Here is an 18,999-nt window from a genome sequence, read left to right on the forward strand (position 1 = left end):
TTAGGTCTTTTCAGCCAAGGGGAGCATCCGATGCGAAGACGAACCGAGCCCGTCTTACAGCGCCTCCTGATCGTCCTGGCGCTCCTCGTCTGTTCCGTCCTCACCGCCACCCCCGCTCGCGCCGCCCAGACCATCGGCTTCCCCGCCTTCAGCGGCCCCGCGATCCCGGCCCCGCCCGTCGCCCACACGCCCGGCGACATGATGAAGGCGATCTACGACGCCGAGAGTTCGGGCACCGACTTCTGGATGGACCGGCTGCTGGCCCGCTCCGGCGACGACCCGGCCGGCCCCTGGCTGATGAGCCGGGGGCGTGCCCTGTTCATGAAGACCCACAACCCCGCGGTGCTCGGTTTCGGCGGCAACGTCGCCTACTGGGAGAGCGTCAACGACCAGAGCGCCTACAGCGTCGCGATCAGCCCGGGCACCTTCACCGAACAGGTCTCCCAGCGGTGGCAGGCGCCGAGCCACTGGAGGAGCGTGCACTCCAGCGGGTCGGTCGCGGTCACCCAGACCAAGTTCATCACCGACAACAACGTCGCGGTGACGAACCTGTCGATCAAGAACAACGGCAGCGGCTCCACCACCCTCCAGCTGCGGGCGACGTCGCCGTACGCCACCACGGGCAGCGGCAGTGAGCTGACCGGCCAGGTCAACGCGTACAACAACCTGACCACGCTGCGCCCCCGGCTCACCGGCGACGGCTTCAGCGTCTCCAGTGGTGGCCTCAACCGCTCGGTGACCATCGCGGCCGGAGCCACGGTTACCGCGAAGGTCGTGATGGGCTTCGTCACCGACGAGATCCCGGCCTCGCTCACGGAGTACAACGCCTACGCGGGCTACTCCAATGCCACCGCCTTCGCCACCCATGTCCGGGCCTACAACCAGTGGTGGGCGCAGAACGTGCCCTACATCGACGTACCCGAACCGGCGATCAAGAAGAACATCTACTACCGCTGGTGGCTGATGCGCTTCAACAACCTCGACGCCGACATCCCGGGGCAGACCTTCCAGTTCCCGACCTCGACCGAGGGCGTCCTCGGCTACAACAACGCGATCGCGCTGACCCAGCCGATGCACATCGACGACCTCAAGTACCTGCGCGACCCGTCCTACGCGTACGGGGACTGGCTGAGCGTCGGCCAGGTCTCCAAGGGCGGCCGGTTCCTCGACAACCCGGGCGACCCGGAGAACTGGTCCAACAGCTACACCCAGTACATCGCCGAGGCGGCCTGGAAGAGCTACCAGATCCACGGCGGCCAGCCCGGCATCGCCGCCAACCTGGCCCGCTACGCCGAGGGCGACGTCAAAGGCCAACTCGCCTACTACGACCACGACAACAACAAGCTGATCGAGTACGACTGGGGCGCCCTGACCGGCAACGACGCCGACGCCGTCTCCTTCCACTGGAAGCCCGGCAACATGGACCGCGCCGAGTCCGCCTACCAGTACAGCGGCGCGCTCGCCGCGGCCCAGGCCTACGAGGCGATCGGCAACACGGCGAAGGCCACCGAGATGCGTACGCTCGCGACCCAGATCAAGGACGCGATCGTCAACGTGCTGTGGAACCCGAACCGGCAGTTGTTCGAGCACCGGTTGAAGTCGACGAACGAGTGGGTGCCCTGGAAGGAGATCAACAACTACTACCCGTTCTCGGTCGGCGCGGTGCCCAACACCGCCACGTACAGGCAGGCGTTGCGCCTGTACGACGACCCGGCCCAGTACCCGATCTTCCCCTTCTACACGGCCAACCAGGTCGACAAGAAGGCCGCGGCCGACGCCGGCAACCCGGGCTCCAACAACTTCTCCACCATCAACTCCACCGTCCAGTTCCGGCTCTACTCCTCGGTCCTGCGCAACTACCCCAACTCCTGGATGAACGCGACCGACTACAAGAAGCTCCTGTACTGGAACACCTGGGCCCAGTACATCGGCGGCAACACCCAGTGGCCCGACGCCAACGAGTTCTGGGCGGACTGGAACGGCAGCTCGATCGACTACCGCTCCTGGATCCACCACAACATCCTGGGCAGCGGCAACTGGACCGTGATCGAGGACGTCGCCGGGCTGCGGCCGCGCAACGACGCCAAGGTCGAGCTCTCCCCCATCGACATCGGATGGAGCCACTTCACCGTCAACAACCTCCGCTACCGGGGCGCCGACCTGTCGATCGTCTGGGACGACCCGGCCGACGGCGTGGTCCGCTATCCCGGCATCCCTGAGGGCTACTCGATCTACGTCAACGGCAGCCGGGCCGCCACCGTCAGCACCCTGGTGCCCTTCACCTGGGACCCGGCCACGGGCGAGGTGACCACGAACGGCACGGTCACCCACCACACGGCCGTCTCGGGTCTCAAGGCACCCAACCAGGTCGTGCAGAGCGGTCCCCGGATGGTCGACATGCTCGCCAAGGCCGGTGTCGACCTCACCGCCGACCTGACCAACCTGGCCTCCGGCGCGACCGTGTCCGCCTCCCACACCGGGTCCGGCAGCACCGCCTCCGGCGCGGTCGACGGCTACCCCACCAACGAGCCCTTCTGGGGCGCCGGCTCCTCGCCCAACAGCCAGGACTGGTACGAGCTGAACCTCGGCACCGCCCGCACACTCAACGAGGTACGCCTGTACTTCAAGGACAGCAGACCGGCGAGCACCACCTACCGGGCTCCGTCGGCGTACAGCATCCAGTACTACAACGGCAGTTCATGGGTGAACGTGCCGAGCCAGACCAAGAGTCCGGCCGCCCCGCGCGCCAACTACAACCTGGTGACGTTCCCTGCGGTCAGCGCCCAGCGCGTCCGGGTCCTGGCCACCAATGCCTCCGGCGCCAAGACGGGCCTGACCGAGGTGAAGGTGTTCAACCGGGGCGGCGTCCAGCCACCGTCCAACCAGGCCGGATCCGCCACCGCGACCGCGTCGTACACCTCCCCCTGGGAGTCCGTCACCGCGGTCAACGACGGGATCGACCCGCCGTCCTCCAACGACACGGTGAACCCGCGCTGGGGAACCTGGCCGGAGACCGGCCAGCAGTGGGCCGAGCTGACCTGGCCGGCCGCGAAAAGCCTCAACAAGGCGGACGTCTACTTCTTCGACGACGACCAGGGCATCGACATGCCGTCCGCATGGAAGCTCCAGTACTGGAACGGCAGCGCCTACGTCGACGTCCCCGGCGCGAGCGCGTACACGCTGACCAAGAACCAGTACAACACCGTCACGTTCACCGCCACGAGCACCACGCGACTACGGGTGCTGCTCACGAGCAACGGCACCAATTCCGTCGGCCTCCTCGAAGCAAAGGTGTACGGCCCGTGACCAGATCCGGACTCCTCCTGGCCCTGCTCGCCCTGGCGGCAGCCCTCCTCGTCGCACCACCCGCGTCCGCCGCCGTCACGTTCACCTCGACGGCCGTGAACCAGAACGGCGCCAACTGCATCGACCTGCCTGGCAGTTCGACTTCGGCAGGTACCCAACTGCGCGCCTCCACCTGCTCGTCCGGCGCCAACCAGAACCTCGTCTACACGCCCGTCTCCGGGACCAGCGACACGTACGCCATCACCACCCAGTCCGGTCAGTGCGTCGACGTGTACGGCGCGTCCACGGCGGACAACGCGGCGATCATCCAGTGGCCCTGCCACAGCGGCACGAACCAGCAGTGGCGGCTCGTCCCGGTGACGGTCGCCGGTACCGACAAGACGTTCAACCTGGTCTCCGTCGGCTCCGGCAAGTGCGTTGCTCCCAGCGGTGGTTCATCGGCCTCGAACACCAACCTGGTGCAGCTTCCGTGCTCCACCGCGAACGGCAGGGTGTGGCAGCTGCCCGGCTTCACCGGCGGCGGCACGACCCCCGGCACGTTCACCAACCCGCTCTCCCAGCACGGGCCCGACCCCTGGCTGACGTACCACGACGGGTACTACTACCTCGCCACGACCACCTGGAACTCGACGGTCACCATGCGCAAGGCCGACACGCTCGCCGGTCTCGCCACCGCCACCGACCAGGTGATCTTCAATCTGACCCGGCCCAACGGGGCGGGCACGATGTGGGCGCCGGAGTTCCATCTGCTCGACGGCCCGAACGGCAAGCGCTGGTACTTCTACTACACGGCCGGACGGGAGCCGTACGACCTGGGCACCCAGCGCATCCACGTCCTGGAGAGCGCCGGCCTCGACCCGATGGGGCCGTACAGCTTCAAGGCCGATCTGCTCGACCCGACCCAGGACAACACCTGGGAGCTGGACCCGGGAATCCTTCAACTCAACGGCCAGCTCTATCTGTTGGGCACCTTCTACAACGGATCGCAGCCGATGTTCATCCGGCCGCTGTCGAACCCGTGGACCGCGAGCGGCACCCGCAGGATCCTGTCCACCCCGACCTACAGCTGGGAGACGGTGGGCGGCGCCGTCAACGAGGGCGCGGAGGTCCTCCAGCGGAACGGGAAGACGTTCATCGTCTACTCCGCCAGTCACTGCTCCACACCCGACTACAAGCTGGGCATGCTCACCTACAACGGCGGTGACCCGCTGAACTCCGCGTCCTGGGTCAAGTCCCCGAACCCGGTCTTCCAGCGGTCCAACGCCAACGGCGTGTACGGCCCCGGTCACAACGGCTTCTTCAAGTCGCCCGACGGCACCGAGGACTGGATCGTCTACCACGCCAACAACTCCACGAGCGGTGGGTGCGACATGAACCGGACCACCCGGGCGCAGAAGTTCACCTGGAACGCGGACGGCACACCCAATTTCGGCACCCCGGTGGCCCTGGGTGTACCGCTGACCGCACCCTCCGGGGAGTAGATTGTCGGATTCTGACCATCGAGAGTCGTGATCCGGCTCCGTCGCGTGCGTTTCCTCCTCCTACGTTGGGATTCGGCCGTTCCGCTTCGGCCGACGGCCGTTGCCATGGGGCCGGGACACCCAGCCGGAGGAGGAGGCCATGCGGGAGACGGACACGCTCCGTACCTGGCTCGACGAAGCCGACCGCGTACTGGTCACGGCCGGCGCCGGGCTGAGCGCTGCGGCCGGATACGACTACGGCGACGCCGAGCGGTTCCGGCAGCTCCTCCCGGCGCTGTACCGGCTCGGGCTGCGCTCCCGCTATCTGCTGGGCGTGCCGCTGCCGGCCGACATGATGTGGGGCTACTGGGCCGTCCACATCGACGACATCCGCTTCGGGACCGAGCCCAACCCCCTCTACCGGGAGCTGCGTTCGCTGGTCGGGGACCGCGACCACTGGGTGATGACGTCCAACGTCGACGCCCTCTTCGCCCGCAACGGCTTCGAGGCGGACCGGATCTTCACGCCCCAGGGCCGACTACGGCCGGCTCCAGTGCACCGTGCCGTGCACACAGGAGACGTGGGACTCCCGCCCGTTTCTCGACCGGATCCTCGCCGCGTACGACCGTGACACGGGACGGGTGACCGACCCGGCCGCCCTGCCCGTCTGCCCGAACTGCGGCGCCGAGGTCTTCCCCAATGTGCGCACGGGCCCCGAGTTCGCCGACGGCGCCTACATGGCGGCCGGAGAGCGGCTGTCGGGGTGGCTCGGCGACGCGCCCGGCGATGTCCGCCTGCTCGTCCTGGAATTCGGCGCCGGATTCAATACCCCGGGCGTGATCCGGTGGCCGATGGAGAATCTCGTACGCCACACCCCCGGGGCGCGTCTGGTACGGGTCAACCCCGTCCACCCGGACGTCCCCGCCGACCTAGGAGCCCGTGCGCTGTCCGTGCCGTTCGGGGCGGACCGGCTCCTGAACGCACTGACCGTGTAAGGAAGTGATCTGGATCATGCCCGAGTCGACAGTGGTGGTCACCGGAGCCACGGGCCGCCTCGGCGGGCGCGTCGCCCGCCGCCTGGCCGAGCGGGACGTGCCGCAGCGGCTGCTGGTGCGCAGCCCCGAGCGGGCGCCGCGGCTGCCCGGCGCGACACCCGTCCGCGCGAGCTACGACGACCACGAGGCCGTCGTACGCGGCCTGACCGGCGCGGAGACGGTGCTCATGGTGTCCGCCTCCGAGAGCGCCGACCGGCTCGCCCAGCACCGGGCCTTCGTGGACGCCGCCGTCGAGGCCGGCGTACGGCACCTGGTGTACGTCTCCTTCTTCGGCGCGGCACCCGACGCCGTGTTCACCCTGGCCCGCGACCACTTCCACACCGAGGAGCACATCCGCGCCACCGGGCTGGCGTACACGTTCCTGCGCGACAACATCTACGCCGACTTCGTGCCCGATCTGACCGGTGCGGACGGTGTCATCCGAGGCCCGGCCGGGCAGGGGCGGGCCGCGTTCGTCTCCCAGGACGACATCGCCGACGCGGCCACCGCGATCCTGAACCGGCCGGCCGAGCACGGCGGTGCGGTCTACGACCTGACCGGACCGGAGTCCCTGTCGCTGGCCGAGGCCGCGGCCGTGCTGTCCGAGGTGCAGGGCCGTACGGTCACCTATCACCCGGAGACGGTCGAGGAGGCGTACGCCTCCCGGGCCTCCTACGGCGCCCCGCAGTGGGAGCTCGACGCCTGGGTGTCCACGTACACGGCCATCGCTGCCGGACAGCTCGACGGTGTCAGCGATGCCGTTCCCCGTCTCACCGGACGTCCCGCCACGAGCGTCGCCGACGTCGTGCGCGGTATGCCGACCCGCTGACAAGGAATCCCGATGCTGCCTCTGGCCGCCTACCGTGCCGCGATCGCGCTGGACCAACCCTTCCGGCCAGCGGCGGCGCCCGCCGACCGGCCGGCCGAGCAGGTGCGCTCGGCGCTCGGGCTGCTCGCCACCGATCCGGCCGCGGTACGGCTCGGGCTGCGGGATCTCGGGGACGTGGACACGACGACGGCTCGCAGGGTGCTGCGCGCGCTGCTGACCGTCCGCGCTCCCGGCCCGCTGCCCGGCGGTGCGGCGGAGGCGGTGGACGCGGTGCTCGGCGCGGAGCGCGCCCTGCGACCGACCGTGCCGGCACCTCAACTGCCCACCATCGCACCGGAGTCCCCGGTCGCACTGTGGCGGGGCGACATCACCACCCTCGCGGTGGACGCGATCGTCAACGCCGCCAATAGCGCCCTGCTCGGCTGCTTCCAACCCCTCCACGCGTGCATCGACAACGCCATCCACAACGCCGCCGGGCCCCGCCTCCGGGACGACTGCGCCACCGTCATGACGTTGCAGGGCTCCCCCGAGCCGACCGGGACCGCGAAGATCACCCGGGGCTATCACCTGCCGGCCCGGTACGTCCTGCACACCGTCGGTCCGGTGATCGACGGTCGGCCGAGCCCGGGTGACGCGGAGGCACTGGCCTCCTCGTACCGTTCCTGTCTGGACCTCGCCGCCGAGGTGGAGACCGTCCGGACCGTCGCCCTCTGCGCGGTGAGCACCGGCGTCTTCGGCTACCCCAGGGACGAGGCCGCCCCCGTCGCCCTGCGCACCGTCACCGACTGGCTGGGCGCCCACCCCGGACGGTTCGACCGGATCGTGCTCACCGTCTTCGGCGCGGACGACGAGACGGCCTACCGGCGCGCGCTGGGCGCCTGCTGACGGGCGCGCCCCCGCACCGTGTCGCGGAAGTCGATCGGTGACTCTCCGACCCGGTGCGTGAAGTACTTGTTGAACTGCGAGGCGTTGGCGAAGCCGAGCCGGTCCGAGATCTGGGCAGCGGTGCGGTCGCTGTGTGCCAACTGCCGCTTGGCCTCGAGCACGACCCGGCGGTCGACGAACTCCTTGGCGCTGACTCCGGCGGTGTTGAGGGTGGCCCGGGCGAGGGTGCGGGCGGAGTACCCGAGCAGGTCGGCGTAGTCCTCCACCCGCCGGGTGCGGGTGAAGTTCCGCTCGACCGCGTCGCGGAAGCGGATGTACGTCTCGTCGGGAGCAGGCGCGGGGGTGCCTTCCGGGACGGTGAGATGGGCCAGCCGCAGCACGAGGACGGCCAGGAGGTGTCGCAGGGCCGCCATGTGCACCTCGAGGGGCAGGTGGCCGAGCGCGTCGAACTCGCGGCGCAGGTGCTCCGCTGCCAGGTCGAGGGCCTCGGCGTCCTCGGCGACGGGGGTGCTGAGGACCGGCGCGTGCGGGTCGTCGAGGCGGGCGGCCGTCGCCGTGGCGGCGTCCAGGACGTCCTGCCGGAACAGGACCATCGTGCCCTCGGCCGTGGTGAGGTCACCCCACTGCTGCACCTGCCCCGGGCGCACCCACAGCCAGGAGCCCGGCCGGAGGGTATGCCCGGTGAAGTCCACGGTGTGGTGGAGCTCGCCCGAGGTGAGGGTCACCAGGTGGTGGAAGTCGGGGCGCTGCGGCCGGGCCAGGACGTCCCCGGGTGCCCGCCTTCGCAGTTCGGCCAACGACATGACCTCGACCCCGGCAGGAGTGCCGGCCGGGGCGGCGAAGGGGACCTCGGGAATCCCGTGTCGGCTTTTGACCATCATCGGCTCCGAGTGTACGAGTGCGGGCGCCCCCGGGCCCGGTCGGCAGAACTCGGCCGAGACCACGTTCTTGCCACCACCCACCCAGTCGCCGTTGGAGTTCAGCGTGATCATGTGCCGGCCGTCCTTGGTACCGAAGGCCTGGGTCGAGGAGCCGTGGATACCGCCGGAGTGGCCCCAGACCTTGATCCCGCAGGTCGTCTCGTACTCGATGAACCCCAGGCCGTAGCGCTGGCGTGCCAGGTTCCCCTCGGTCGAGACCGTGGTCGTCATCTGCGCAAGCTGGGCCGGCCTCAGCAGTCTGAGCCCGGCCGGGCCCTGCGGAGCTTCGAAGAGGCACTCCAGGTCATGGCGGCCGGCGGAGCGCACTGGAACGCGGAGCGCGAAAGCCGTCTGGGCGGGGCCTCGCCGAGCACGAGCTCGGTCACGTCCTCAGCGCACTCGGCGACGAACGCACGGCCCTGCGCCGATGGCACAGCGCACGGTCCGCCCTGGAGGGAACGGACGCACAGGTACTCGCCGATCTGCGGGCTCCGACATCCGACGCGACGGCGGCCGCCGACCGATGACTTCCCTCGTAGGCTGAATCCCGCTCGTGACGGACGGGAGGCCCAGGCGGCCAGGAAGCAGGAGGCTGAGGTGACCGGGACGACGGTGGCCGAGGTGATGGCCGAGCTGGCCGGGCTCGAGGACCCGAAGGCACGCGAGATCAACGAGAGACACGGTGACGATCACGGCGTGAACCTCGGCAAGCTGCGCGCGCTCGCGAAGCGGCTCAGGACACAGCAGGAACTCGCGCGCCGGCTCTGGGAGACCGACGACACCGCGGCGAAGCTGCTGGCGACCCTGATCTGCCGCCCCAAGGCGTTCGAACGTGACGAGCTGGACGCCATGCTGCGCACGGCACGCACACCCAAGGTGCACGACTGGCTCGTGAACTACGTGGTGAAGAAGAGCCCGCACTCCGAAGAGCTGCGCCTGGCCTGGTTCACCGATCCGGATCCCGTCGTCGCGAGCGCCGGCTGGGCACTGACCACCGAACGCGTCACGAAGAAGCCCGAAGGCCTCGATCTCACGGGCTTGCTCGACGTCATCGAAGCAGACATGAAGGACGCCCCGGACCGCCTGCAATGGGCAATGAACCACTGCCTCGCCCGGATCGGCATCGACCACCCCGCCCACCGCACCCGTGCCATCGCCATCGGCGAACACCTACAGGTCCTCAAGGACTACCCGACCTCCCCCGGCTGCACATCCCCGTTCGCCCCCGTCTGGATCGCCGAGATGGTGCGCCGCCGGCAGGCCGAGCCGGGGGCTTGAAGCGGCCCGAGCGAACGCGGTCGCCTTCGGGCAGCAAGACGCCGCATCCCGTCCAGCTTCGACGAACGTCCGCCCCGCTGCCCTGAAATCGGTGTGCCAACCCGCCCGGGGCCGTGCCACAGTCGCTGCCGTGACCTTGATGGACGTCCTCGTCGACTTCGCCCGCACCGGCCGGATCGGACCGCTGCGCTGCGGGATGGCTTTGAGCGAGGCCGAGGACCTCCTCGGTCCTGGGCAGCCGCACCCCGCCATCCGCCTGCTGGGGCCCGACACCGACGGCTACCCGTACTCCTGGAACGGGCTGCAGCTCGAAGTCACCCGGCACGCGGTCAGCGGTATCACGATCAGACTCTCACCCGGCTCGGCCGCCGACCTTCCCTCTCTCGTTCTGCCCGAATCGCAGTCGTTCGAGGCCGGTGTGCTCCGCGAGGAACTGGTCACGGCCCTGGACACCGCAGGCTGTGAGCACCACGTCAACGAACGCCTCACCTTCGACCGGCAGTCGAGCATCCTCACCCGGCCCGCCGACGTCTTCGCGGTCTTCACCGTCCCGGGCCGGGACAACCACGTGCCGCACCAGGACCGTCACTACCTCAGCGTGATGTACAAGAACGCCGCTTGACCCGGAAGCAGGCCAAACACCCCGCAACCAACGGAAACAAGGCCCGGATGTGTCGTTGTGCGGTCACGCCCTGGGCACATCTGCGCAGGGATGTCACACAGGCTGCACACACCCCTTCGAAAGCATCGCTACCTTTGCTCGCGACTCGCTCCCCCGTGCGAAAAGTGAACACAGGAAGACCGCAGATGGACTACTGCTCCACATGCCGTCGGCATCTCAACGGCGCCCTCGTGTGCCCCGGGTGCGGCGCCTACGCCCCGGACATCGCACCCCTCGCCGTCGGGACGACCGCACCGGCCCCCGACCCGGTCGCGGCAACGTGGCAATCCCCGAGCCACCTGTGGCACGAGCAGGGTTCCGTTGCCGAGGAAGGCGGCGAGGCACCGCGGGAGCAGCCGTACGACAGCCCGGACGCCCCGTCCCCCGCGCCGACGGGCCGGGCGGCACGGCGGCGCCAGCGGGAACGCTGGAAGAAGACCCAGCGCAGGGCCCTGGTGGCCACCGCGGTCGCCCTGGTCGGCGGCGGTCTGACCATCACCTCGATGAACCGCCAGTCCACCGACCGCACGCAGGCGGCCTCCGCACCGGACAGGGAAGCCATGGGCATCGCCGAGGAGCAGGCCGCGGTGCCGGTTCCGGCCGCGGCGACGCCGGCCGACCCGAACCGGTCCAAGGGCGCCACGTCCACGAACCGCTCGTCCACGGCGAACGCACCCCACGAGCAGACGGCCACCACGCCCCAGGCCACGCCCACGACCGAGGCGGTCCAGCGGGACAGCGTCACGGATTCGCTGAACACAGCGGTGTCCGCCGCCGGGTCACAGGCCGCCTCCACGGTGTCCGACACCACGGACTCGGCCGCGCAGACGTCGGCCTCGCCCACTCCCTCCGCGACCGACAACACCGACACGTCGAGCACGGACACAACGGCGGCGACTCCCGCACCGTCCGAGTCCTCGTCGTCGTCCTCGCCCTCGGGGCTCTGCCTGCTCGGGCTGGTCTGCATCAGCTGACCCCCGTTCACCTCGCGTCAACCTGCCAACTGCCCCACGGTTCCGGTCGGTTCACTCTGTCCCGCGCAGAATGAGGCAGAGCGATCGACAGGGTGGGGCGGGATGCTGTTCTCGATCTCCGCATCGGGCTGCTGGTACATCTACGCGGCGTCCGCGGGGCTGTGCCTGGTCGGCGTACGCGCGTTCGTACGCAAGGTGCAGAAGGCGCGGCGCTACGGCCAGGTGCCGCAGCGGCTGGGACCGGCGTATCACGTGGCGACCGTGATACCCCTGCTACAGGTCGCCGACCTCGCGCTCCAGACAGACGACGTGCCGGCCGCACTCCTTCGCACGAGTGCGGTCCTGCTCGTGCTTCCCGTGGCCCTGTACCCGATCGCGGGCCGGGTGGCGGCCTCCTACGACGCGAAGGAGCGGGAGATGGCCGACGGGATCAGGCCGGACCGGTTCACCGCGATCTGGGCGGGGACACTGACTCTCCTCATCCTCCTGGTACTGACGTTCCCGCTCCTGTAGCCGCCTCGGGTGCCGGCATCCACACACCTGGACGTGGAGGCCACGCTTACACTCCGGCCCCGAAGTATGTTGTCCCACCACATGTGCGCCTGACGTGCGGATTCCTACGGTGTTCCGCACGTACCCGTCCCCACCGCACACGAGGAAGTGGCGCACATGGCCTCCGCAGCACCCGCTCCACCGTCGCCGAACAACCTGAAGCGCATCGTCGCCGCCAGCCTCATCGGCACGACCATCGAGTGGTACGACCACCCACTCGAACAGAGCTACGACCTGCGGTTTTAGCTAAGAACGGGCATTCGAGTCAGCACCGAATCAGCACCGGGATCTCCCCGTGCCGGTAGGCCACCACCAGGCGTTGCGGAACGCACCGCATAAGGCGCCCATCAGCCTTTGCCATTGATTACGCACAGTGTTCGCAAGGCGGTGGTCGCCTGTACAGCCGCCGCGCCCGGCATCCACAGAGGCCGGTGTAGTTACCTTGGTGGCTCATTCAGCGGATTCTCGGTCTTCTCTCCCCGGGTGGTCGCGGTATCGGGCCTGACCAAGAGCGACTGCACAGCTGTGTCTCGGCGCGCGCGATGATCTCCCGGCACGGCGCGTACGGGCAGACGGCCCCGGGTGATGGTCTACTAATCGTGCTGTTGGTTGCGGTGTGGTGGCTATCTCGAGTGGGAGATCGTGTTCGGTGCCTGACCTACCTGCCCCGAGCTCGACGGGTGTTCGTATCGCTGGTGATCGGTATCAGTGGCTGGTTGCATGGCAAGGCTGCGTCACGGCAGTACGGGATGCCGAGCTGCGTGTCCCGAACCCTGTGGTTGCGGTCGGCGTAGAGGCCGACGGCGTGGGGAACGTGGATGACGTCGTTTTGTGCAGACAAGACACACCTTGCACGTACATGCAGGTCAAGTACGCCGCGGACAGTTCCACTCCGGTCAACGAGGACTACCTACTCAAGCTCAGTGACCAGGGCGGCCCGTCGATCCTGCGGAAGCTCGCGCAGGCTTGGCAGCAGCTCACCGAGGACGGCACTCCGGTCGACCTTGTGCTGCTGAGCAACCGGTCCCCGGACGCTGAGGATCCGTTGCTCTCGCTGCGGGATTCCCGTACCCAGCTGCTCGTGCCAAAGGTGGCTCGGCAAGGCGTCAGATCGAAGAAGGGGCAGGCACGCAGGCGTTGGGCCGAAGCCGCCGGGTTGAGTGAGGGGAAGCTGCTGGACCTCTTGAAGGTGCTGCGCTTCGACCTGGCACGGGACGTAACGCATCTCCATGAGCACCTGCAGATGCTGATGTTCGCCGCAGGACTTCGATTCGACGATGAAGCCATGCACGCCGGCACGGACTGGGTGGCCCGCCAAGTCGCCGCCGGGAAACGGCAGTTGTCTCTCGCTGACATCAAAGAGGCAATCCGGACTCTGCACCTTGCGACCGGCTCATCCCGTGCAGTGCTGTCTATCGCCACCCTCAAGCCAGATCCAATGGCAGAAGACGCCGACTACGCGGTGAATTGGGTGGACCGCTTCGAGGGCGCCTCACCTTATGCGAAGCGGCGCCCGCTCGCCCCGGCAACCTGGGCACAACTGCAGACAGACATCGAAGCCGCACCGTTTCGCATGCCGCCAGGCACCACCGCGGTTGCCGTCACCGGCAGTCTGCGACTGGCTCCCGCGTTCACGGTCGGCGCGGCCTTTCGCATGGTGACCGGCTCCGACCTGGCTGTGGTCCAGCGCGGACAGCTATGGTCGTCCGCCGAGGTCTACAGAACGCCGACGGCACCGGCCGTCGACGAGCACACCCTCGAACTGGGGCCGGATCTCGCCGTAGCCATCGCAGTCGCCACCGACCCGACGCAAGACGTGCTGGACTTCCTGAACGAACACCAGGTACCAGTCTCCCGGCTGCTGGTATTGCGTCCGCCCGGCGGGGCCCAAGACAACTCCATCCCAGATGCCTCGACCGCCAACGCGCTGACAGTGGGGATCCGGGACCTGCTGCGCCGTGCCTGCCGCCCACATCCAGCTATCCATCTCTTCCAGGCCGGCCCCATGGGCCTGTCCCTGCTGTTGGGCCACCGATGGAACCGGCTGCGCCCCACCACCGTGTACGAGGACGTCAACACACAGCAGCTGTACGAGAAGGCGTTCGTCATCGACGCATGAGTCTTGGCAAGCCCCTACGGTGCCGCTGCCGGAGGCGGTGTCGCGCCCTGCGCCAGGCCCAGGTCGTGGTGCACCAGAGTGAGTCGGTCGCGGGCTGTCAGCCAGCCCAGTGCGACGGCGATCGATAACGGGCCATGGAAGAACAGCAACCCCTCCACCGGGGTGGTGCCCGCGAGGTGCTGTGCCCACTGCTGCCGCACTGTCTGCCAGCATTCCCAGACGTAGGTGCTCACCGCTGCGTAGAGGGTGGAATCGTCGGGCAGGTAGGCGTTGCCGGTGTCGATGACAAGGTAGGCGCCGCACGGTCCGTCCATTTGAGCCGGGCTCGGGGGCGGAAGGTGGTAGCCGGTGTGGTGTCCTGGCCCGTATGAGACCTGCCCGGTTGTTGCCACGTAGCGGGCGTCATCGACCATGGAGCTGGCGGAAGCCAGACGCACGATTAACGCGATCCGGTGACTCTGCTGTCCTGTTGTGGCGGGTATCTCCACGAGCTGTGGATAGTCGGCGGCGGGAGCCGCCATGTGTCGGCTCACCTGGCTGCGCTGCTGAGGGCTCAGCGCGGAACGCAACGAGCTGCCGACATCGACTCCCGGGACTACCGAACGTCCGGCCTGCTGCGACAGGTGCACCACGGCCAGCGACAACTGGGCATCGTCAGCCAGGCGACGGCCTAGAAGGAACCCATCCTGCAGGTGAGCCAGTATGTACAGGGCGACCTCGGGCTCCGTCCCGCCCCCTGCTCGCAGCTCCTCAACCTGCGCATCGATGAGTCGGGCGACGAAGTCGACAATGTCTGAACCGCCCTGTGCGAAGCGATCACCAGGCCACAGGACCGCGCGATCGACGACCAGCGTGGAGCTGTGCGCCCTGCGTGCAGCATTCTTGAGGGATGCAACCCGTGAGGCCTGCGTGCGGGCTGCCGGGTACAGACTGACCACCACTCCGAGCCCTCGCGGGCGCTGCAACACCCACCCCACCAGCACCAGGAGGAGTGCGCTGGCGAAGACCACGCCAAACACCCACTGCCGACTGGTCCACTGCTCCAGGATGTTCGGCACGACGCCGAGCGCGATGGCCGTGCAGGCCGCCATCAGCACAGTGCCACCACCTGCGCGGGAGAGCACTAGCCTCCGCAACTGCCCGAGCCACCTCACGCAAACTCCCGCTCCTCGGCCTGGACGCCTTGGCTGAAGGGTCCTCCTGCGATCCTCCGCCAAGAGGCGTGAGCGTTCCAGACCGACGCAGGGACTGTGCCCTGTCCCTGCCGAGTAACCCCGGCTGGTGCCGCTTCCACCTCCCGCGATCGTGGAACCGACGTCCTCGGGGCCGCCTCGGTGATCAACTATTGCTCGGCGGGCGGGGCGTTGTCAGTGGTGGGTCGTACCGTGGTGCGTGAGCAGCCATCGATGCCTGTTCGCGGTCGCCACACCCTACCTGGGAGGCTGCGCCCGCGACGTGCACCCGGGCTGAACGACGCGCCCGAGGAGGCACACCGTATGGGGATCGACGACGCATTCGACGCGCTCCAGAATTCCGTGAACGAGGACATCGAGAAGACCAGACTCGCCCGAGAGCGCCGGGATCTGTTCAAAGGTGCTCTGGGTAGCGAGCCTGATGTCCTGAAGGTGTTCGGCTCGGGCTCGCTGAGCCGTAGCACGCAGCTAAAGCCGATCCATGACGTAGACATCATTGCCATCTACGACCCGGACGAGCACCCCGAGTGGGGAGACGAAGGGCCGAGTGCGGAGGCTGCCCTCGAGCACATTCGCGGCCAGGTCAACCGGCTCCTGAGTCAGACCAACGGCACTTACGACACCGTGGTCCGGCACACCCTGCTGCGCAACCATGCCGTCAAGTGCTTCCTCGACGACCCGGACGACCCGGAAGCCTTCACCGTGGACGTCATGGCCGCGCTGCGGCAAGCGGACGGCTCGCTCCTCATCCCCGAGAAGCTAAGCACCCGGTGGATGCCAGCTGACCCTGAGTACCTCATCGAGAAGGTGGCAGACCACCAACGTGCCTGGTCACACTTCCGGCCACTGGTGAGGGTGCTTAAGCAGTGGCGTCACACCGTGCAGGTCGAGGGCCGCATCAAGTCCCTCGTCATGGAGGTCCTTGCCCTGAACTGCATGCCCAGGTCCGGCAACCGGTCCGAGGGGCTGAAGACGTTCTTCACGGCCGCCGCGGACCGTGTCAACGAAGGCGTGTGGGACCCGGCAAACCTGTGCGGTGAGGTTCAACCGGATCTGGACCGCGCGGGCCTGTCCGCGGCGTTCGCAGAGGCTGCGGACATTGCCGAGCGGGCGTGCGCGGCGGCGGCCGAGGGCGACACCGACCGTGCACTACGGCTGTGGCAGGAGATCTTCGGTGAGGGCTTCCCGGCTCCGGCCGCCCCGGCCAAGGCCACCACCCTGATCACCGCACCTGCGCTCATCACTCCGCGCCCCATCAAGGATGCACCGCAGGGATGACGACCGCACACACCACCACCGACCCCACGCCCGTCTCTTGGTGGGCGTGCGAACCACGCCGGCTGCACCGCGACCGCGAGGAAATCACCGCCCGGTTCCCGGACCTCGAATGGAATGATGAAGGAGCTGGCAGGTGGGACGGGAAGCTGCCTCGCTGGCCCTTCGACCGGCCTGAGCCCGCACACCTCACCAGTTGGATCGGCGACGAAGGCCTCCTGCTGCGTGTGCAGTACAGCCACGCCTACCCCATGGTGGCGCCCCGGCTCGTCCCCCTGGACCCACTGCCCGAACCAATCGAATGGACCCAGACCCGCTGGCACGTCAACGGCGACGCCACCCTGTGCCTCCTTCGGGAGGCCGCCCTCTGGACAGGCCGCGACTCAATCATTGACCTCTTACTCAAAGCAGCAGGCTGGCGAGTCGAGTACGCCCTCATGAAACACAACGTGATCGAGCGGATGAGCGACAACGGCATCGTCGACGACGACCGCTTCGACCACCTCCTCACCCAGCCCCCGGACCCATCCGACAACCCCTCGCACAGCGGCCAGCCCACGGCCGGACAGGACGGCCCAGCGTGCTGATCCTCATCCCGCAGCAGGCCGCAGCCGCAATACGTTCCTTGGGAACCTCGGGGCGGCTGTCGCTACGTATCAACCAACCGGAACAGTTCGCTGTTGTCCGGGGCCTTTCCGAGCAGGACCAAGCAATCCTTCCGGTGGAACCGTCCCCCAAACACCGTCTGCTGGGCAGCCACCCGGCCGTCTCGACCGGCTGGTGGCTGCACGCCAACACCGATCTGCACCTCATGTGGCTAGCCCTCAGTGCCCGACGCGGTACCTCGCTCAAACTCGACGCATTCAGGGCCGCCGTGCCCAACGGCTTCAAAACACCGGGAGCACCGGGCTACTGGGCAATCACCTACGCCCCAGGACTGAAAAATACCTACCCCGAGCACGACCTGCCGGACCTCCTAGCCTGGCATGTCATGCCTACCGGTGCGCAGCCCGTCGCTGTGTCCGTCGAGCCCGACATCACCGGTATCCGCCAACTCAACGATCACTGGCCCGTACATGAGCTGCAGAGCAAGCGGATCATGCTGATCGGAGCGGGAAGTATCGGCTCGGCCACTGCACACGCCCTTGCCAGCTACGGCATCGGTCTTCTCACCCTCATCGACCCGGACCGCCTCGACTGGCACAACCTTGTCCGGCACACCAGCGCCCGCAAACACGTCGGCCGTCACAAAGTCACCGCCCTCGCCGAGGAACTCATCGCTCTTCGCCCCGACACAAGAGTCAATGCCCAGGCCTTGGACGTCATCGAGCACGCCGACCAGATCCGAGCCCTCCTCACGGACACCGACCTCGTCGTCTGCACAGCAGACGGCGTGGCTCCGCGCCGCGTCACCGGCCACCTGGCCCGCCGCGCCGGCCGCACCGCCGTTCTCGCCTGCGTCCTGGAAAACGGCGCCCTCGGCGAGATCCTCAGACTTCGCCCCTGGCCCCAACACGGCTGCCTAACCTGCAGACGCCACAACCTCGCCCAAGCTGGCGGCCTTGACCCCGAGCCCGCCCTGGACGCCGGGTACGGTACCGGCACGCCCCACCGGCCGATGACCGCCGTCGGCTCAGACCTCCATCTAGTGGCTCAGCTCACGGCCAAGACCGCTGTCGCGACCCTCCTCGAACGCGCCGGACACCCCGACCAACGCCTGCCCGGCGAGCACGCCCTGCTCAGCCTGCGCCGTCAACCCGATTGGGCCCCGCCCTTCGACCTCAACCGCACTGCCGAACTACGCTGGCTCCCCAGCACCCCACCCCGCAGCGGCTGCCCCACCTGCGAAGCTCCATGACCCAACAGCCGGTCACCACGGTTTGCTTCACCACACCAGCCGTGCACATCATCACCGGTGAACTGCGCACGGCCGATCACGCCTTCGAGACTGGTGGCATCCTGTTGGGGCATCACATCGAAAGCACCGTCACCATCCACCATGCCGGAACCCCCGGCCCCTCGGCTGTGCGCACCCCCAGCTTCTTCTTGCGCGATCTCGCCCACGCCCAGACGCTCGCTGAGGAGGCGTTCGCGACCGACGGCAGCCTCTGGGTCGGAGAGTGGCACACGCACCCCACCAGCAGACCGATCCCCAGCACCCGCGACGTTGGCACCTACCAACAGCTCGTTGACGATCCAGAACTGGGTTTCCACAGCTTCATCTCCGTGATCTTCTCACTCTCCCAACGTCGCTGGACCGGTGCAGCCTGGGCCTGCCGACACGACCGGATCACGCCAGTGGGACTAACGTTCCCCAGTCCTCCACCGAACCCTGTCTAGCAGGAGCATCGCTGAGGAACGCCCGGCTCCCGCAGATCACCCCCGCGTCGGTGGGAAGAGCAGCACCTGCGGCTGACGTACGGTCTCACTGCTCGGATCCCCACACGCATCCGCGAGGGGATCCGGTTCCGAGCATTGGGCCCCAGACGGCGAAGACATCCTTCCCGCCGACG

18 protein-coding genes are annotated in these 18,999 nt (G+C 68.2%); 16 read left to right on the forward strand and 2 right to left on the reverse strand.

Annotation, left to right across the window (positions count from 1 at the left end):
- Positions 1–30: 30 nt before the first annotated feature.
- The 6 genes from ACWD3I_RS29225 (at position 31) to ACWD3I_RS29250 (ending at position 7,514) form a co-directional block, all read left to right on the forward strand.
- The gene (locus ACWD3I_RS29225; protein ID WP_365399724.1) at positions 31–3,306 is read left to right on the forward strand and encodes a discoidin domain-containing protein; all 3,276 of its coding nucleotides are present in this window, start codon (positions 31–33) and stop codon (positions 3,304–3,306) included.
- Complete coding sequence (locus ACWD3I_RS29230; protein WP_365399727.1) at positions 3,303–4,787, forward strand: family 43 glycosylhydrolase; 1,485 nt, start codon at positions 3,303–3,305, stop codon at positions 4,785–4,787. Before ACWD3I_RS29225 ends, ACWD3I_RS29230 begins: the two co-directional genes overlap by 4 nt.
- A 139-nt stretch (positions 4,788–4,926) precedes the next feature.
- The gene (locus ACWD3I_RS29235) at positions 4,927–5,397 is read left to right on the forward strand and encodes a hypothetical protein (RefSeq protein ID WP_365399730.1); all 471 of its coding nucleotides are present in this window, start codon (positions 4,927–4,929) and stop codon (positions 5,395–5,397) included.
- 10 nt (positions 5,398–5,407) lie between these two features.
- The gene (locus ACWD3I_RS29240) at positions 5,408–5,761 is read left to right on the forward strand and encodes an SIR2 family NAD-dependent protein deacylase (protein WP_365399733.1); all 354 of its coding nucleotides are present in this window, start codon (positions 5,408–5,410) and stop codon (positions 5,759–5,761) included.
- 16 nt (positions 5,762–5,777) lie between these two features.
- On the forward strand, positions 5,778–6,629 hold the full coding sequence (locus tag ACWD3I_RS29245) for an SDR family oxidoreductase (protein WP_365399736.1): 852 nt from the start codon (positions 5,778–5,780) through the stop codon (positions 6,627–6,629).
- Positions 6,630–6,641: 12 nt separating this feature from the next.
- Entirely contained in the window at positions 6,642–7,514 is an 873-nt protein-coding gene (locus ACWD3I_RS29250) for a protein-ADP-ribose hydrolase (RefSeq protein WP_365399739.1), read from the forward strand.
- Here the strand turns inward: ACWD3I_RS29250 and ACWD3I_RS29255 are convergent.
- Positions 7,487–8,395, reverse strand: coding sequence for a helix-turn-helix domain-containing protein (locus tag ACWD3I_RS29255; RefSeq protein WP_365399873.1), 909 nt, complete (start codon positions 8,393–8,395; stop codon positions 7,487–7,489). The two genes, ACWD3I_RS29250 and ACWD3I_RS29255, sit on opposite strands and share 28 nt — an antisense overlap.
- A 663-nt stretch (positions 8,396–9,058) precedes the next feature.
- Here ACWD3I_RS29255 and ACWD3I_RS29260 point away from each other — a divergent pair.
- The 6 genes from ACWD3I_RS29260 to ACWD3I_RS29285 all read left to right on the forward strand — a co-directional run bounded on the left by ACWD3I_RS29260 (position 9,059) and on the right by ACWD3I_RS29285 (position 14,018).
- Positions 9,059–9,712, forward strand: coding sequence for a DNA alkylation repair protein (locus tag ACWD3I_RS29260; protein WP_365399876.1), 654 nt, complete (start codon positions 9,059–9,061; stop codon positions 9,710–9,712).
- Between the two features lie 130 nt (positions 9,713–9,842).
- Entirely contained in the window at positions 9,843–10,334 is a 492-nt protein-coding gene (locus ACWD3I_RS29265; RefSeq protein ID WP_365399742.1) for a hypothetical protein, read from the forward strand.
- A 164-nt stretch (positions 10,335–10,498) separates the two neighbouring features.
- Complete coding sequence (locus ACWD3I_RS29270) at positions 10,499–11,347, forward strand: SCO2400 family protein (RefSeq protein WP_365399745.1); 849 nt, start codon at positions 10,499–10,501, stop codon at positions 11,345–11,347.
- Positions 11,348–11,449: 102 nt separating this feature from the next.
- Positions 11,450–11,860 (forward strand): hypothetical protein, encoded by a 411-nt coding sequence (locus tag ACWD3I_RS29275; RefSeq protein WP_365399748.1) that lies wholly within the window; start codon positions 11,450–11,452, stop codon positions 11,858–11,860.
- A gap of 156 nt (positions 11,861–12,016) precedes the next feature.
- Complete coding sequence (locus ACWD3I_RS29280; RefSeq protein WP_365399890.1) at positions 12,017–12,145, forward strand: hypothetical protein; 129 nt, start codon at positions 12,017–12,019, stop codon at positions 12,143–12,145.
- 613 nt (positions 12,146–12,758) lie between these two features.
- Positions 12,759–14,018 carry an SAVED domain-containing protein gene (locus ACWD3I_RS29285; RefSeq protein ID WP_365399751.1) on the forward strand — a complete coding sequence of 420 codons (1,260 nt, stop codon included), beginning with the start codon at positions 12,759–12,761 and terminating at the stop codon, positions 14,016–14,018.
- Positions 14,019–14,032: 14 nt separating this feature from the next.
- Here the strand turns inward: ACWD3I_RS29285 and ACWD3I_RS29290 are convergent, their stop codons facing one another.
- Entirely contained in the window at positions 14,033–15,115 is a 1,083-nt protein-coding gene (locus ACWD3I_RS29290; protein WP_365399754.1) for a hypothetical protein, read from the reverse strand.
- Positions 15,116–15,514: 399 nt separating this feature from the next.
- Between ACWD3I_RS29290 and ACWD3I_RS29295 the strand changes: the two genes are divergently transcribed.
- Genes ACWD3I_RS29295 through ACWD3I_RS29310 form a run of 4 tightly spaced genes read left to right on the forward strand, consistent with a single transcriptional unit; the run spans position 15,515 to position 18,826 of the window.
- Positions 15,515–16,489, forward strand: coding sequence for an SMODS domain-containing nucleotidyltransferase (locus tag ACWD3I_RS29295; protein ID WP_365399756.1), 975 nt, complete (start codon positions 15,515–15,517; stop codon positions 16,487–16,489).
- A complete protein-coding gene (locus ACWD3I_RS29300; protein ID WP_365399759.1) occupies positions 16,486–17,073 on the forward strand; it encodes a hypothetical protein in 588 nt (195 codons plus the stop codon). Before ACWD3I_RS29295 ends, ACWD3I_RS29300 begins: the two co-directional genes overlap by 4 nt.
- Positions 17,067–18,344, forward strand: coding sequence for a HesA/MoeB/ThiF family protein (locus ACWD3I_RS29305; protein WP_365399762.1), 1,278 nt, complete (start codon positions 17,067–17,069; stop codon positions 18,342–18,344). Before ACWD3I_RS29300 ends, ACWD3I_RS29305 begins: the two co-directional genes overlap by 7 nt.
- On the forward strand, positions 18,341–18,826 hold the full coding sequence (locus tag ACWD3I_RS29310; protein WP_365399764.1) for a Mov34/MPN/PAD-1 family protein: 486 nt from the start codon (positions 18,341–18,343) through the stop codon (positions 18,824–18,826). Before ACWD3I_RS29305 ends, ACWD3I_RS29310 begins: the two co-directional genes overlap by 4 nt.
- The last annotated feature ends 173 nt before the right edge of the window (positions 18,827–18,999 follow it).

Source organism: Streptomyces sp. NPDC002817 (assembly GCF_053592055.1).

Excerpts from the sequence above, each read along its gene's own strand:
- ACWD3I_RS29300 (WP_365399759.1), top strand. The coding sequence starts at position 16,486 with ATGACGACCGCACACACCACCACCGACCCCACGCCCGTCTCTTGGTGG.
- ACWD3I_RS29235 (WP_365399730.1), top strand. The coding sequence starts at position 4,927 with ATGCGGGAGACGGACACGCTCCGTACCTGGCTCGACGAAGCCGACCGC.
- ACWD3I_RS29295 (WP_365399756.1), top strand. The coding sequence starts at position 15,515 with ATGGGGATCGACGACGCATTCGACGCGCTCCAGAATTCCGTGAACGAG.
- ACWD3I_RS29275 (WP_365399748.1), top strand. The coding sequence starts at position 11,450 with ATGCTGTTCTCGATCTCCGCATCGGGCTGCTGGTACATCTACGCGGCG.
- ACWD3I_RS29225 (WP_365399724.1), top strand. The coding sequence starts at position 31 with ATGCGAAGACGAACCGAGCCCGTCTTACAGCGCCTCCTGATCGTCCTG.
- ACWD3I_RS29285 (WP_365399751.1), top strand. The coding sequence starts at position 12,759 with ATGCAGGTCAAGTACGCCGCGGACAGTTCCACTCCGGTCAACGAGGAC.
- ACWD3I_RS29255 (WP_365399873.1), bottom strand. The coding sequence starts at position 8,395 with ATGATGGTCAAAAGCCGACACGGGATTCCCGAGGTCCCCTTCGCCGCC.
- ACWD3I_RS29245 (WP_365399736.1), top strand. The coding sequence starts at position 5,778 with ATGCCCGAGTCGACAGTGGTGGTCACCGGAGCCACGGGCCGCCTCGGC.
- ACWD3I_RS29260 (WP_365399876.1), top strand. The coding sequence starts at position 9,059 with ATGGCCGAGCTGGCCGGGCTCGAGGACCCGAAGGCACGCGAGATCAAC.
- ACWD3I_RS29250 (WP_365399739.1), top strand. The coding sequence starts at position 6,642 with ATGCTGCCTCTGGCCGCCTACCGTGCCGCGATCGCGCTGGACCAACCC.
- ACWD3I_RS29310 (WP_365399764.1), top strand. The coding sequence starts at position 18,341 with ATGACCCAACAGCCGGTCACCACGGTTTGCTTCACCACACCAGCCGTG.
- ACWD3I_RS29280 (WP_365399890.1), top strand. The coding sequence starts at position 12,017 with ATGGCCTCCGCAGCACCCGCTCCACCGTCGCCGAACAACCTGAAGCGC.